Origin of the sequence: Pseudarthrobacter sp. H2 (genome assembly GCF_050157045.1) — a bacterium.
Taxonomy (GTDB): Bacteria; Actinomycetota; Actinomycetes; order Actinomycetales; family Micrococcaceae; genus Arthrobacter.
In genome coordinates this window covers 3937632-3951201 of the sequence record NZ_CP189594.1, presented here as the reverse complement: position 1 = coordinate 3951201, position 13570 = coordinate 3937632, and the positions used below count along the sequence as shown (strand labels likewise).

Genomic DNA, 13570 nt, shown 5'->3' with positions numbered 1-13570 from the left:
GGTCCTGCCAGTGCAAGAGCCAGTTCAAGAGCCTGCCCCGTAGCCCGGCACCGCCGCCGTCGGACGCCTGTCAGGCAGGGCGGGGCGCTCCGGTCAGGGGATGAGCATGACCTTGATGGCGCGGCGTTCGTCCATGGCGCGGTAGGCCTCGGGAGCTTTCTCCAGCGGCAGGACGACGTCGAATACCCGGCCCGGATTGATGGTGCCGGCGAGGACGTCGGCGAGCAGCTCAGGGATGTAGGTCCGGGCCGGGGCCATGCCGCCGGCGATGGAGATGTTCGTGTCGAACAGGTAGCGCAGCGGGACCTCGGCGCCGCCGGCCGGGACGCCGACAAAGCCCAGCGCGCCGCCCGGCCGGACGCTGTGCAGTGCCTGGTCCATGGATTCCTTCGTCCCGACACACTCGAGCACGGAGTCGGCAAGCACCCCGCCGAGAAGCTCGCGGACCTTCGCCACACCTTCCTCGCCGCGCTCTTCCACGATGTCCGTGGCCCCGAACTCGCGCGCGATCCCCTGGCGGTCGGCGTGCCGGGACATCGCGATGATCCGCTCGGCGCCCAGCCGCTTCGCCGCCAGCACGCCGCAGAGCCCGACGGCGCCGTCGCCGACCACGACGACGGTCCGGCCGGGCGCCACCTTGGCGGCAAGGGCCGCGTGGTGGCCGGTGGCCATCACATCCGAGAGCGTCAGCAGGCTGGCGCGCAGCGCATCGTCCGGCTCCGTGATGCCCGGAACCTTCACCAGGGTGGACTCGGCCAGCGGGACGCGGACCGCCCCGCCCTGGCCGCCGTCGACCGCCAGTCCGGTGTCATCCTTGCCGCCCCAGCCAGCGTGGCGGTCGCAGGCGACGGTGACGCCGTTGAGGCACTGCGGGCAGGCGCCGCAGCTGATCACGAACGGCGCGATCACGAAGTCGCCCACGGCCAGGGTGGTGACGGCCGGGCCGATGCTCTCCACGGTGCCGATGAATTCGTGCCCGATCGCGGTGGGCCTGCGGGTGGGCCGCACGCCGCGGTATGGCCACAGGTCCGAGCCGCAGACGCAGGAAGCGGTGACTTTCACGACGACGTCGGTGGTCAGTTGCACGGCGGGGTAGTCGCGGTCTTCCACCCGGATGTCGCCCGGGGCGTGGATGATGGTGGCGCGCATGGAGGCTCCTGGATCGGGGTGGTGGGCTTTGGTCCGAGTCTAGACCCGGGCCCTGACCCGTCTGGGAGCCATGAAAGCAACGCGGGGTCAGATACGGCCCATTAAGGCGTCGTGAATGGGCTAGATCTGACCCCGCGTTGCTTTTCTAGAGGGCTTCGAGGACGCTGACGTAGTTGGCGATGCCGACCCCGCCCATGTTCTGCACCGCGGCCCGGCGCGGGCTTTTCAGCTGCATGGCGCCGGCGGTGCCGGTGAGCTGCATGGCGGCGATGACGTGCTGGGAGACGCCGGTGGCGCCCACGGGGTGGCCCTTGGCCTTGAGGCCGCCGGAGACATTGACGGGCAGCTTGCCGTCCTTGAAGACCCAGCCTTCCGTCAGGGCACGCGCGCCCTGGCCCGGTTCGGTCAGGCCCATGGCCTCGTACATGAGCAGTTCGGCGATGGTGAAGCAGTCGTGCACCTCGGCGAAGTCCAGGTCCCCGAGCCCGACGCCGGCCATCGCCAGTGCGCGCTGCCAGGACACCCGGGTGGCGGCGAAGGCGGTCGGGTCGCGGCGTTCGGCGGGGAAGAAATCGTTGGCGTGGCCGAAGCCGGCGAGCCGGACCGGGGCGGTGGCCCCGCCGGTCGGGGAGACAGACAGCACGACGGCGGCGGCGCCGTCGGACACGGGGGAGCAGTCGGTACGGCGCAGCGGATCAGCCACCATCGGGTTCTTCTCCGAGACGGTGCGGCAGAAGTCCTCGCCGAGGTCCTTGCGGAGCTGGGCGTAGGGGTTGTCGACGCCGTTGCGGTGGTTCTTCGCCGCGATCGTGCCGAGCACATCGCCCAGATTCCCGGTGGCCGCCCCGTAGCGCTTCCCGTAGTGCTTGGCGACGTCGGCGAACAGCCCGGTGAAGCCGGTGGTCGAGGCCTTGCCGGCCATGTCGTAGTCCGCGCCGAGCAGCGCGGCACCCACGACGTCGGCCCCGGCCTGGGTCATCTTCTCGGCGCCGATCACCAGGACGGTCTTCGCCGTGCCGGCCAGCAGCGACTTGGTGCCCTGCTGGAACGCGGCGGACCCCGAGGCGCAGGCGTTCTCGACCCGGGTGGCCGGGACATTGGCGAGCTGGTCCGAGACCTGCAGCGCGAGCGAGGACGGGAAGGCCAGCGGCATCATGCCGGAGTTGAACTGGCCGAGGTAGATCTCGTCGATCTGGCCCGGCTCGATCCCGGCGTTGCCGATCGCCTCGGTGGCGACCTGGACGATCAGCGACTCCAGGGTCTCGTCCGTGAGCTTGCCGAAGCGGCTGTGGCCCCAGCCGGTGAGCAGGACATCCTTGCCGAACTGTTCCTTCAGGCTCATGCTTTGGCTCCTTCGAGTTCCGTAGTTTCTTCCAGTGCTTTCGGTGCGACGTCGAACTCAGCCCCGGTCTTTTCGCGGAGCTCCGCCACGGTGACGCCCGGCGCGAGCCGGGTGAGCGTGAGCTGCCGGCCGCCGTCTGTGTTTTGTTCGTTCCTCACAAGGTCGAACACGGCGAGGTCGCTGATGATCCGGTCCACGCAGCTGAGCCCGGTGAGCGGCAGGGTGCATTCCGGAACGATCTTGGCGGTGCCGTCCTTGGCGTTGTGCTCGGTCAGGACCACGACGCGCGGTGTGCCGGCAACGAGGTCCATGGCCCCGCCCATGCCCTTGACCATCTTGCCGGGGATGGTCCAGTTGGCGAGGTCGCCGTTGCCGGAGACCTGCATGGCGCCCAGGATGGCGACCTTCACGTGGCCGCCGCGGATCATCCCGAAGGAGGCAGCGGAGTCGAAGATGCTGCCGCCGGGCAGGACCGTGACGGTCTGCTTGCCGGCGTTGATGAGGTCCGCGTCCTCCTCGCCCTCGTACGGGAACGGGCCCATGCCGAGCAGGCCGTTCTCGCTCTGCAGGACGACGCGGACGCCCGCGGGCAGGTTGTTGGCGACCAGCGTGGGGATGCCGATGCCAAGGTTGACGTAGTCGCCGTCGTTCAGTTCTTCGGCCGCGATGGCAGCCATTTCATTCCGGGTCCAGGCCATGGTGTTTCTCCTCAGAAGTCTTCAGGGGTGCGGTTCAGGGGGAGCCGGGTCAGGCGGGTACGACGGCGGGAACGGGCTCGGCGCGCGGCCGGACCGTCCGCTGTTCGATGTCCTTGACCCGGCCGCTGGCCCGCACGAGACGCTGGACGAACACGCCGGGGGTGACAATGTGGTTGGGGTCCAGCGCGCCGGGCTCGACGATCACCTCGGCCTCCGCGACGGTCACCGCGCCTGCCGTGGCCACGACCGGGTTGAAGTTCCGTGCGGTGTAGCGGTAGATGAGGTTGCCGTCGGTGTCGGCGGTGTGGGCGTGGACCAGCGCGACGTCGGCCCTGATGGCGCGCTCCTGGACATACGTTTCGCCGTCGAACTCGGCCAGCGGCTTGCCTTCGGCGACGAGGGTGCCCACGCCGGTCTTCGTGTAGAAGGCCGGGATGCCGGCGCCGCCGGCGCGGAGGCGCTCTGCGAGGGTGCCCTGCGGGGTGAACTCCACCTCCAGCTTGCCGGCGAGGTACTGCTCGGCGAAGAGCCTGTTCTCGCCCACATAGGAGGCGATGACTTTGGCCACCTGGCCGGCTTCGATCAGCACGCCGAGTCCCTTGCCGTCCACGCCCATGTTGTTGGATACCACAGTGAGGTCTTTGACGCCGGAATCGCGCACGGCCTCGATCAGGTCCGCAGGGATGCCGCTGAGGCCAAAGCCGCCGACGGCGAGCGTCATGCCGTCCCGCAGCACGTCCTGCAGCGCCGCGGCTGCTCCGGATTTCACCTTTGACATTGCTTCTCCTCATTGAGCTCGCACAGTGATCCACGTTGTGGACTGTTCCTCTGGGGTTGGAGCCTACGGTGCCCAAAAGGGGGCTGTCAACGGATGATTGAGGCTCTAGAAGGTGACGTTTTACAGTGTGGACGCTAGGCTGGCGGGTATCCACATTGTGGATACTTTGAGGGTTTCGGCAGGAAAAATTACGGAAAGAAGTCGGCAGACGATGAATTCATCACCGGTCAATTCGACACCGGTCCAGGGCGCCCAGGTGGTCAGCCGCGTTGCGGCGCTGCTGCGGATCGTGGGCCGGAAGCCGGCCGGCTCCCCGCTCGTCGAGCTGGTCCGCGAATCGGGTTTCACCCGCCCCACCGTGCACCGGCTGCTCAGTTCACTGGCGGCCGAGGGCCTGCTTGACCAGGACCCGAACAGCGGCAACTGGGTGCTGGGGCCGGAGATCCTGCTCATGGGGTCCGTGGCCTCGGCCCGCTTCCCGCTCGAGGACATCGCGCGGCCCGGCCTGCGCCGGCTGGCCGAGGAGACCGGCGAGAGTGCCTTCTTCTCCATCCGCCGCGGGTCCGAGACGGTGTGCCTGCTCCGGGAGGAGGGAAGTTTCCCGGTGCGCTCCTTCGTGCTGCACGAAGGCGTCCGGTTTCCCCTGGGTGTCGCCTCGGCCGGGACTGCCATCATGGCCTTCCTGCCGGCGAACGAACAGGAAGAACTGCTGGCCGGGTGGGCCGCGCACGCCGGCAATTTCGCGGCAGGCCACACCGAGTCGCTGGTCCGCAAGAACCTGGCCCTGACGCGGCAGGCCGGGTATTCGGTGAATCCCGGCCTCGTGCTGGAAGGCAGCTGGGGAATGGGCGCCGCGGTCTTCGACCAGCGCGGCCGTCCCGCCTGGGCGCTGTCCCTCACCGGCATCGAGCCGCGTTTCAGGGCGGACCGGCAGCCGCTCCTGGGCCGCCTGCTGATGGACGAGGCCCACCGGATTTCGACGCAGCTGCAGGGCACCAGCCAGGGCGCCCGGTAGGGAAGCCAGCCGGGGCAGCGGCCCCGGGCCGCGGCAGTTTGCCCGGAGCCTCGACAAACCCGGCGCTGCGGGAGCACCATGAGAACTGCATTGTCACCGCATCGCTAACGCCCGGCAGCGGGCGCGTTTCCGGCGGCTTCCTGCCCACCGGTCCTGGGTGGTTGAGGGGAGCGTAGCCTGGCGGACGCACACCGCTCGGGCCCCGGACGCCGTCGTGGTCGACGGCGTCCGCGAAAATCACCAGGCCGGTTCCCGGCCGTTCCCGCCAGATTCATAAGGAGTGAGTCGATTGACTCCTCATGCCGAAACCCATCGAAAGCGGCGCCTTCTCCGCGTTCTGCTTGCATCCCTCACCGCCCTGTTGATGCCGCTGGCCGTCAGCGGCACCGCCTTCGCAGAAGGCAAAACAGACGGCGGTAAATCATCATCGAAGACCTGGACCGTCCAGGTCGGTTCCGAATCCTCGGACCAGGCCATCCAGGGGATGGCCTTCCTGCCCGAAAACGTCTACATCAACGCCGGGGACAAGATCACCTGGAAGGCGAACTCGGCAGAAATCCACACCGTCACCTTCCTGGCCGACGGCCAGTCGCTGGAGTCCACGCAGCCGTTCCATTTCACGGAACCGCTGGCTATCCTCAAGCAGGGCGGCGACGCTTATGACGGCCATTCCTATTACAACTCCGGCGTCATCACGAACGTGTCCAACAGCGGCTTCGAGCAAGTGAAGAAATACACCCTGAAGTTCCCTGAAGCGGGCGAGTTCACGTACTACTGCCTCGTGCACGGGATGGCCATGAAGGGGACGGTCCATGTCCGGGCCGCCGGAACGGATTACCCGTATTCCCAGTCGCAGTATGACCGCCAGGCCAAGAAGCAGGAACGCAACATCCTGCGTGACGGGCACAAGTCATGGGACGCGGCCCGCGACCAGGCGGACAAGCACACCGTCATCGCAGGGACGGACAACGGAATCTCGATGGTTATGCGGTTCGTGCACCAGGAGATCGTGGTCCGGGTGGGCGAGAGCGTGAAATTCGTGAACAACGGCATGGGAGCTCCGCATACCGTCACGTTCGGCACCGAGCCGGCCGACCCGACCGCGGCCCTCGGTGATCGCGAGAACTTCACCGGCGGGGACCTCAGCTCCGGGATCATACCGCTGAACACCACTTACACCGTGACGTTCAACAAAGCGGGGGAGTTCGATTACATCTGCGCCCTCCACGACTTCATGGGCATGAAGGGCACGGTGAAAGTCAGGAACTGACCCCAGCCGCGCCTGCGGGCGCAGGTGCGGTCCGGGGGCACTTTGGCACGGACACGCCGGGCGTTAGGACCCGGAGAACGTAAATCTGTCTGAAAGTGCCCCCGGACGGAGCCCCGCGGCTTCCGGGAGCCGGTTCAGAGCCCGGTTCTGGCCTCCTCCGGGCCCTGGTGCTTCCACCAGGTATCCGTGATGGTGACCGGCACGGTGCGCTTGTGGCGGGTCCGGAGGTATTTCTCCTCGATCCGTTCGGCCACTTCGTCGGGGACATCGCGTCCCTCAAGGTAGTCGTCGATCTGGTCGTACGTGAGGCCGAGCTCGTCCTCGTCGGTGCGGCCGGGCTTGCCGTCGAGCAGGTCCGCCGTGGGCACCTTGGCCCAGATCCGGTCCGGGGCGCCCAGATGGGCCAGCAGGGCGCGGTTCTGGCGCTTGTTGAGCCCGAACAGCGGGAGCACGTCCGCGCCGCCGTCGCCGAACTTGGTGAAGAAGCCCGTCACCGACTCGGCGCCGTGGTCCGTGCCGATCACGAGGTAGTTGTGCTCGCCGGCCAGCGCATACTGCGCGACCATCCGGGAGCGGGCCTTCATGTTGCCCTTGGTGAAATCGGACACGGCCTCGCCGGTGGTCTTCTCGAACTCGGCCTCGAAGCCCTCCACGGCCGGGGCGATGTTGAAGGTCCACTCGGTCCTGGCGCCGATGAAGTCCAGCGCGGCCTGGGCGTCGTCCTCGTCGTGCTGGACGCCGTGGGGGAGCCGGACCGCGACGAAGTTCGCGTCCACGCCCTCGGCTTCCAGCTCCTCGGCCGCCAGCTGTGCCAGGCGTCCGGCCAGGGAGGAGTCCAGCCCGCCCGAGATGCCCAGGATGAAGCCCCTGGTGTGGGTGGCCTTGAGGTATTCCTTCAGGAACGTGACGCGTCTGCGCACTTCCCCGGCGGGGTCGATCCGGGGCAGCACGCCCATTTCCTCGATGATTTTCGCCTGGAGTTCACGCATGCCTCAAAGCCTAGCCAGAGGTGTCAACCGGGCCCAACTGTTGCGGCCGGCGCTGCGCTTCCGGGCGGGCGCGGACCCGGCCGGCGCTGCGCTTCCGGGCGGGCGCGGCGCTTCCGGGCCGGCGCTACCCGGATTCCCGTAGCGCCCGGAAATTCCCGCAGCGCCGGTCCAAAAGCGCAGCGAAAAACTCCTGCCGCCGGAGCCCGTACCGGCGTAGCGTGGGGCCATGGAGAACAGTGGGGCCATGGAGAAGACCGGATGTGCGGTGGTCGGCGGCGGCCCGGCCGGGATGATGCTCGGCCTGCTGCTGGCCCGGGCCGGGGTGCAGGTGACAGTACTGGAGAAGCACGCGGATTTCTTCCGGGACTTCCGCGGCGACACCGTCCACGCCTCCACGATCCGGCTGATCGACGAACTGGGCCTGGGCGAGGAATTCCGCCGGCTGCCGCAGAGCCGCCTGAGCAACGTGGCGTTCCCGGTTCCCGGCGGCCCGCCCGTGACGATGGGCAATTTCGATTCGCTGCCCGCACCGTACAACTATGTGGCCCTGATGCCGCAGTGGGACTTCCTGAACTTCCTCGCCGACGCCGCCGCCCGGGAGCCTTCCTTCAGCCTGCGGATGAGCCACACGGCCACCGCGCTCCGCCGGAACGGCGGCCGGGTCACCGGGGTGCGCTACCGGAGGGCTGACGGCACCGAGGGCGAGCTGCAGGCGGATCTCGTGATTGCCACGGACGGACGCCATTCCACCCTGCGCCGCGCGGCAGGACTGGCACCGAAGGAGTATCCCGTACCGTTCGACGCCTGGTGGTTCCGGCTGCCGCGGCACGCCTCCGAGCGCGGCGCGGTGGCAGGGATCGTGCCGGCGTTCGGGCGGGGCGAGGCGCTGGTGGCCCTGTTCCGCACCGACTATTTCCAGATGGGCTACCTCGCGCCGAAAGGTGCGGATGCCCGGATCCGGGCCGAGGGCATCGAAGGATTCCGACGCCGGATCGCGGGTTTGCGTCCGGACCTCGCCGACCGGGTGGACGCCATCGGCTCGCTGGAGGACCTGCACTGGCTCGACGTCCGGCTGGACCGGCTGCACCAATGGCACATCAACGGGCTGCTCTGCATCGGCGACGCCGCGCACGCCATGTCTCCCGCCGGCGGGGTGGGGATCAATCTCGCCATCCAGGACGCGGTGGCCGCCGCGGACTGCCTGGCCCCCGCGCTCCTGCGTGGCCGGGTGCCCCGCGCGGAACTGGCCAGGGTGCAACGACGGCGGCGGATGCCCACCGTCGTCGTCCAGACCGCCCAGCGGGTCATGCACCGCCTGCTGTTCGAACCGATCATGTCCGGAAAACGGTCCGGCGCCCCGGCGGTGCTGCTGTTCATCGCGCGGCGTATCCCGGGGGTGGGCCGGGTGGTTCCGCGGTTCATGGCCTTCGGGCCGCGGCCTGAACACGCGCCCGCCTTCGCCCGGCGCGCGCCGCAGCGTTCGTAACGCAGCAGCCGTAGTCCAGCGCTTGCGAGCAGGGGTCAGGATGCGCCGGCGGCCTTACCCTGAGCGGGGCGTGTCTGCATTCCCGCTCGCGTCCAGCCACTAAACTGGGTCCCATGACTGCCAACAGTGACCCTGCAGCCGACGCTGCTGCCGCCCGTGCCCGCCTGCTGGAACTGATCAAGGAACTGGCGGTCGTCCGGGGCAAGGTCATCCTTTCCAGCGGCGCGGAGGCCGACTACTACATCGACCTGCGCCGCATCACCCTGCATCATGAGGCGTCCAAGCTGGTCGGCCAGGTCATGCTCGCGCTGATGGACGACGCCGGGATCGACTTCGAGTGCGCCGGCGGACTCACCATGGGGGCAGACCCGGTGGGCACCGCCGTGATGCACGCCGCCGTCGACGCCGGACGCCCCGTGGACGCCTTTGTCGTGCGGAAGGCGCAGAAGTCCTACGGCATGGGCCGCCAGGTTGAGGGCCCCTCCGTCGAGGGCCGCAAGGTGCTGGTCCTGGAGGACACCTCCACCACGGGCGGTTCCGCGCTGACCGCTGTCGAGGGCGTCCGCAAGGCCGGCGGCAACGTGGTCGCCGTGGCCGTGATCGTGGACCGCGCCACCGGAGCCAAGGAAAAGATCGAAGCGGAGGCCGGCGTCCCCTACCTCTTCGCCTTCGGCAAGGACGAACTGGGCCTCGACTAAGCCGTTTCCGGCGGCCTGTGCGTTTGGGCAGGGATTTAGCAGCCCCGGCCGGGCGCCGGCGGCCCGGCGGCATGGCTGCGGGCGTGTTGCTGATCCGTGATCTGCAGTCGCTACGGTAGAGGTGTGCCGCACGAGACGGAAGCTGACGACCAGCGCGGGCCCGGGTCCGCCGAGGGCCGCCTGCTGCGGCGCGCCGTCGAACTCAAGAGGGTCTCGCGGCGGAGCTTCCTGATCGGGTCCGGGTCCGCTTCGTTGCTGGCGGCGGACATGATCTTCACCCGGAGGGTGCAGGCCGCGCGCCGGGTGAACAGGATCCTGGCGGTGCCGGACGACGTCGCCGAACGCTACTTCCCGAACGCCAGCTGGTTCCTGTTTCCCGGCTACAAGACGAGCTGGGAGGAAGCGCTGTGGATCCTGAACGCGCTCCGTGGTTCGCTGAACAAGCGGGGCCAGCTGGCCGCCGTCGGGTATTCCAACCTGGGTCTGGACATCGACAAGATCGTGATCGCCGTGATCGAGCATGTGCGCGCGCACAAGCTCAGCACGCTCTACTTCTACGGCCACAGCTTCGGCGGCATGGTGGCAACCCAGGTGGCCGCCCGGCTCCGTGAGCTGCACGGCGTGGAAGTGGCGTTCATCCTGCTCGACTCCAGCCCGTTCAGCAGATCCGACGTGCTGGACCAGAGCTGGTTCGAGGGCGTGGTGTTCCTCTACGAGAGCGGATTCCGCTTCCCCACCGTGCTGCGCGGCGGCTACGAACTCGGCGAACGGATGCTCCACAAGGACGAGCGCAGCTGGGGCCAGGTGTGGGACCAGACGCTGGAACAGCTGTCGCCGATCGCGCCCTCGAGCGTGCTGGTCCAGTCCGAATCCGCCTACATCTACCACTTTGACGCGAGCCGGTATGTGGGGAATCTCGGCGCAACCCGGATGGCGTTCATCGGCAACCCCAAGGACCGCACCGTGGACTACGAGACGGCCCGGGACTCCTGGCGGCTGACCTTCGCGGCGAACATGGCCTCCGACGGGCTGCGCACCGACGGGGCCCGGCCCGCCCATGCCAGCCCGGGGTGGAGCCCGTTCGTGTACCGGCCGATCATCGAGGAACTCATGGACGAGCTTGCTCCGCTGCCCTCCGGCGGCGGGAAGAAGACGGCGTTCTGAGCCGGCTGGACCGGGCTTTCTGGTGCCCCTAGATCTGGTTCTTCAGGTCCGCCACCGAGTCCAGGACCTGGTTGGGCCGGAACGGGTACGCGGCGATGTCCTCCCTGTGCGTGATGCCGCTGAGCACCAGCACCGTATGCAGTCCGGCTTCCATGCCGGCGATGATGTCCGTGTCCATCCGGTCGCCGATCATGGCCGTGGTCTCCGAATGCGCGTCGATCTGGTTCATCGCCGAGCGGAACATCATCGGGTTCGGCTTCCCCACGATGTAGGGCTCGCGTCCGGTCGCCTTGGTGATCAGCGCGGCGATGGCGCCGGTGGCCGGCATCGGACCGTCCTTGGAGGGGCCGGTGGCGTCCGGGTTGGTCGCGATGAAGCGTGCGCCGCCGAGGATCAGGCGGATGGCCATGGTGATGGCCTCAAAGGAGTAGGTGCGGGTTTCGCCGAGCACCACGAAGTCCGGGTCCTGGTCCGTGAGGATGAAGCCGGCCTCATGCAGCGCCGTCGTCAGCCCCGCCTCGCCGATCGTGTAGGCGCGGTTGCCCGTTTCCGAGCCCCGCACCTGGTCCTTGAGGAACTGGGCCGTGGCCAGCGCCGAGGTCCAGATGTTCTCCTCCGGGATTTCCAGGCCGGAGGACCGCAGCCGGGCCGCGAGGTCCCGGGGCGTGTAGATGGAGTTGTTGGTCAGGACCAGGAACCGCCGGGACGTGTCCACCCAGCGCCGGATGAGGTCCGCGGCGCCGGGGATGGGCTGGTTCTCGTGGACCAGCACGCCGTCCATATCGGTCAGCCAGCACTCGATGTCCTGGCCGCTGCGGTACACCGACGCCGATGAACGTACTTTGTCCGGCTCTGCTCTTTGGCCTGCCCGCTTGTCCGCCATGGTGCCCTCCGCCGTAATGTTCCGCCTGGTGCGTCCCAGTCTAGTGTTGAGGGGTGACTGAACCCGAGACCCCCAGCGATAACCCTGCCGGCGCCGCAATTTCCGGCACGGCCTCCGGCACGGAATTTTCCGGCACGGCCTCCGAGGAGGCCGGGGACACCGAACTTTCCGGCACGGCCGGGGGCGCCGCGGAACCCAAGGCGGAGGTCGGCGTCGGGCCCTGGGAAGGCGAACTGCCGCAGGGCGGCCACTGGGACCCGGAGCTCCTGGCGGACGGCGACCGGCGGAACGTGGTGGACCAGTACCGCTACTGGAAGCACGATGCGATTGTCGCGGACCTGGATTCGCGGCGCCACAACTTCCACATCGCCATCGAAAACTGGCAGCACGACCTCAACATCGGCACCGTCGTGCGCACCGCCAACGCGTTCCTGGCCAAGGAGGTGCACATCATCGGCCGACGCCGGTGGAACCGCCGCGGGGCCATGGTCACCGACCGCTACCAGCACATCCGCCACCACCCCACGGTCGAGGACTTCGTGACGTGGGCGCAGGGGGAGGGGCTGGCGATCATCGGGATCGACATCTTCCCGGACTCCGTCCCGCTGGAGACCTACGAACTGCCCAGGGACTGCGTGCTGGTGTTCGGGCAGGAGGGCCCGGGCCTGACGCCCGAGGTGCACGAGGCCGCGCTGGCCACGCTCTCGATCGAACAGTTCGGCTCCACCCGCTCCATCAACGCCGCCTCCGCCGCCGCGATCGCCATGCATGCCTGGATCCGCCGGCACGTGTTCGGCCAGGCCGTTTCCTAGCCGACTCCCGCGCGACCCCCCAGCCCGCCGCCATGCCAGCCCCCCCGCGCGAGATGGCATTTCGCGGCAGTCGCAACGCCCAACACTGCGGTGAAGTGCCATCTCGTTGCGCCGGAGCACACCAGCCTGTGGATAACCCTCCATGTGAGACCAGGATCGGTAAGAATTGGGGATGCACAGGGCTCCGCTTCCCGAACACCTGACCGCCGGTTCGTTCTCACTCCGGATGTCCGACAAAGCCGGCATCACCAGGACGCGCACGGCGGCCAAGGACCTCGCCACCGTTTCCCGCGGCGTCCGCATCCCGCTCGGATGTGAGGCCCAAGGTGGTGCGGCTTTGCGGGCCTACACGGAACTGGACGACTCATCGGCCCTGACCCACATATCCGCTGCCCGTGTCTGGCGGACTGCGCTTTCGTGGCGGCTCGAGGATGACTGGCGCATCCACCTGTCCCGCCGGCCCGGATTCAGCATGCCGCGCAGGGTCAACGTGGTGGGTCACCTGTTGACCTTCCGTCCCGGCGAGCTTGTGGAGTACGACGGCGTCCGGCTCACCTCGCCCGCCCGCACGTGGCTGGACTTGGCGTCCATGGCCGGTGTGGACGAACTCGTCATAGCCGGAGACTCCCTGGTGTGCTCCCACGGCCCCGAGTTCCCCGCGCCACGCGAACCCCTGTGTACGGTGGCGGAGTTGCAGGACATGGTGGCCAAGCATCCCGGAGTCAGGGGAGTGCGGGTGGCCAGGGCGGCGTTGGAGCTCATCCGAGTGGGCGCCGACTCCCCGCCCGAAACGTCGATGCGCCTGGCCTTGGTCCGGGCAGGCCTGCCCGAGCCGGAGCTGAACCATGTGCTGTGGGGCGTGCATGGTGCCCCGGTCTTGTGGCCTGATGCGGCCTATCTGGAGTGGCGCATCTCGATCCAGTACGACGGAGCCGGCCATGGCGGTCCCGGGCAGTACCTCAGGGATATCCGCCGCGAATCAGCGACACGAGAGTACGGCTGGTTTGAGGTGCGCGTGTCCAAAGACGACCTCGCAGGCGACCGGCCCGCCGTCGTGCGTAAAGTCCGGGCCGCGCTGGAAAGCCGAGGCTGGCGCGCGAGATGACACTTCGAGGCAGTGTCGGCGCGCACCACTGCCGCGAACTGCCACCTCGGCGGGCGCAGTGAGCTTAAGTGTTACCGGCCCGCGTGACCGGAAACACTGCCCCGCGGCGGGGAATGGCTAGGATGGTTCGTAGCCGACGAGGTTCACCCAGGCTCAACCCAGCCCGCCGACGAAATTCACC

13 protein-coding genes are annotated in these 13570 nt (G+C 68.4%); 7 read left to right on the top strand and 6 right to left on the bottom strand.

The window, feature by feature from the left end:
• Positions 1-93: 93 nt before the first annotated feature.
• From ACQCSZ_RS18275 to ACQCSZ_RS18260, 4 genes are all read right to left on the bottom strand, one after another.
• Positions 94-1149 (bottom strand): zinc-dependent alcohol dehydrogenase family protein, encoded by a 1056-nt coding sequence (locus ACQCSZ_RS18275; protein WP_427005097.1) that lies wholly within the window; start codon positions 1147-1149, stop codon positions 94-96.
• Positions 1150-1294: 145 nt separating this feature from the next.
• Positions 1295-2491: an acetyl-CoA acetyltransferase gene (locus tag ACQCSZ_RS18270; RefSeq protein WP_427005096.1), complete on the bottom strand. Its 1197-nt coding sequence runs from the start codon at positions 2489-2491 to the stop codon at positions 1295-1297.
• A complete protein-coding gene (locus ACQCSZ_RS18265; RefSeq protein ID WP_427005095.1) occupies positions 2488-3189 on the bottom strand; it encodes a CoA transferase subunit B in 702 nt (233 codons plus the stop codon). Before ACQCSZ_RS18265 ends, ACQCSZ_RS18270 begins: the two co-directional genes overlap by 4 nt.
• A 49-nt stretch (positions 3190-3238) precedes the next feature.
• Complete coding sequence (locus ACQCSZ_RS18260; protein ID WP_427005094.1) at positions 3239-3967, bottom strand: CoA transferase subunit A; 729 nt, start codon at positions 3965-3967, stop codon at positions 3239-3241.
• Between the two features lie 211 nt (positions 3968-4178).
• Here ACQCSZ_RS18260 and ACQCSZ_RS18255 point away from each other — a divergent pair, with 211 nt between their 5' ends.
• A complete protein-coding gene (locus ACQCSZ_RS18255) occupies positions 4179-4982 on the top strand; it encodes an IclR family transcriptional regulator (RefSeq protein ID WP_427005093.1) in 804 nt (267 codons plus the stop codon).
• A 289-nt stretch (positions 4983-5271) separates the two neighbouring features.
• Entirely contained in the window at positions 5272-6252 is a 981-nt protein-coding gene (locus tag ACQCSZ_RS18250) for a plastocyanin/azurin family copper-binding protein (RefSeq protein ID WP_427005092.1), read from the top strand.
• Between the two features lie 134 nt (positions 6253-6386).
• On the opposite strand, the gene nadE is transcribed toward ACQCSZ_RS18250, so the two are convergent.
• Positions 6387-7241 carry an ammonia-dependent NAD(+) synthetase gene (nadE, locus tag ACQCSZ_RS18245; protein ID WP_427005091.1) on the bottom strand — a complete coding sequence of 285 codons (855 nt, stop codon included), beginning with the start codon at positions 7239-7241 and terminating at the stop codon, positions 6387-6389.
• A 226-nt stretch (positions 7242-7467) separates the two neighbouring features.
• On the opposite strand from nadE, the gene ACQCSZ_RS18240 reads away from it, so the two are divergent.
• From ACQCSZ_RS18240 to ACQCSZ_RS18230, 3 genes are all read left to right on the top strand, one after another.
• Positions 7468-8727: an FAD-dependent oxidoreductase gene (locus tag ACQCSZ_RS18240; protein WP_427005090.1), complete on the top strand. Its 1260-nt coding sequence runs from the start codon at positions 7468-7470 to the stop codon at positions 8725-8727.
• 113 nt (positions 8728-8840) lie between these two features.
• On the top strand, positions 8841-9425 hold the full coding sequence (gene pyrE / locus ACQCSZ_RS18235; RefSeq protein WP_427005089.1) for an orotate phosphoribosyltransferase: 585 nt from the start codon (positions 8841-8843) through the stop codon (positions 9423-9425).
• Positions 9426-9548: 123 nt separating this feature from the next.
• On the top strand, positions 9549-10589 hold the full coding sequence (locus ACQCSZ_RS18230) for a thioesterase domain-containing protein (RefSeq protein WP_211880182.1): 1041 nt from the start codon (positions 9549-9551) through the stop codon (positions 10587-10589).
• 28 nt (positions 10590-10617) lie between these two features.
• Here the strand turns inward: ACQCSZ_RS18230 and ACQCSZ_RS18225 are convergent, their stop codons facing one another.
• A complete protein-coding gene (locus tag ACQCSZ_RS18225) occupies positions 10618-11472 on the bottom strand; it encodes an HAD-IIA family hydrolase (protein ID WP_427005088.1) in 855 nt (284 codons plus the stop codon).
• 233 nt (positions 11473-11705) lie between these two features.
• On the opposite strand from ACQCSZ_RS18225, the gene ACQCSZ_RS18220 reads away from it, so the two are divergent.
• Both ACQCSZ_RS18220 and ACQCSZ_RS18215 read left to right on the top strand, forming a co-directional pair.
• Positions 11706-12284, top strand: coding sequence for a TrmH family RNA methyltransferase (locus ACQCSZ_RS18220; RefSeq protein ID WP_427008379.1), 579 nt, complete (start codon positions 11706-11708; stop codon positions 12282-12284).
• 172 nt (positions 12285-12456) lie between these two features.
• Positions 12457-13389, top strand: coding sequence for a hypothetical protein (locus ACQCSZ_RS18215; RefSeq protein ID WP_427005087.1), 933 nt, complete (start codon positions 12457-12459; stop codon positions 13387-13389).
• The last annotated feature ends 181 nt before the right edge of the window (positions 13390-13570 follow it).

Excerpts from the sequence above, each read along its gene's own strand:
- ACQCSZ_RS18275 (WP_427005097.1), bottom strand. The coding sequence starts at position 1,149 with ATGCGCGCCACCATCATCCACGCCCCGGGCGACATCCGGGTGGAAGAC.
- ACQCSZ_RS18270 (WP_427005096.1), bottom strand. The coding sequence starts at position 2,491 with ATGAGCCTGAAGGAACAGTTCGGCAAGGATGTCCTGCTCACCGGCTGG.
- ACQCSZ_RS18260 (WP_427005094.1), bottom strand. The coding sequence starts at position 3,967 with ATGTCAAAGGTGAAATCCGGAGCAGCCGCGGCGCTGCAGGACGTGCTG.
- ACQCSZ_RS18265 (WP_427005095.1), bottom strand. The coding sequence starts at position 3,189 with ATGGCCTGGACCCGGAATGAAATGGCTGCCATCGCGGCCGAAGAACTG.
- nadE (WP_427005091.1), bottom strand. The coding sequence starts at position 7,241 with ATGCGTGAACTCCAGGCGAAAATCATCGAGGAAATGGGCGTGCTGCCC.
- ACQCSZ_RS18255 (WP_427005093.1), top strand. The coding sequence starts at position 4,179 with ATGAATTCATCACCGGTCAATTCGACACCGGTCCAGGGCGCCCAGGTG.
- ACQCSZ_RS18225 (WP_427005088.1), bottom strand. The coding sequence starts at position 11,472 with ATGGCGGACAAGCGGGCAGGCCAAAGAGCAGAGCCGGACAAAGTACGT.
- ACQCSZ_RS18240 (WP_427005090.1), top strand. The coding sequence starts at position 7,468 with ATGGAGAACAGTGGGGCCATGGAGAAGACCGGATGTGCGGTGGTCGGC.
- pyrE (WP_427005089.1), top strand. The coding sequence starts at position 8,841 with ATGACTGCCAACAGTGACCCTGCAGCCGACGCTGCTGCCGCCCGTGCC.
- ACQCSZ_RS18215 (WP_427005087.1), top strand. The coding sequence starts at position 12,457 with ATGCACAGGGCTCCGCTTCCCGAACACCTGACCGCCGGTTCGTTCTCA.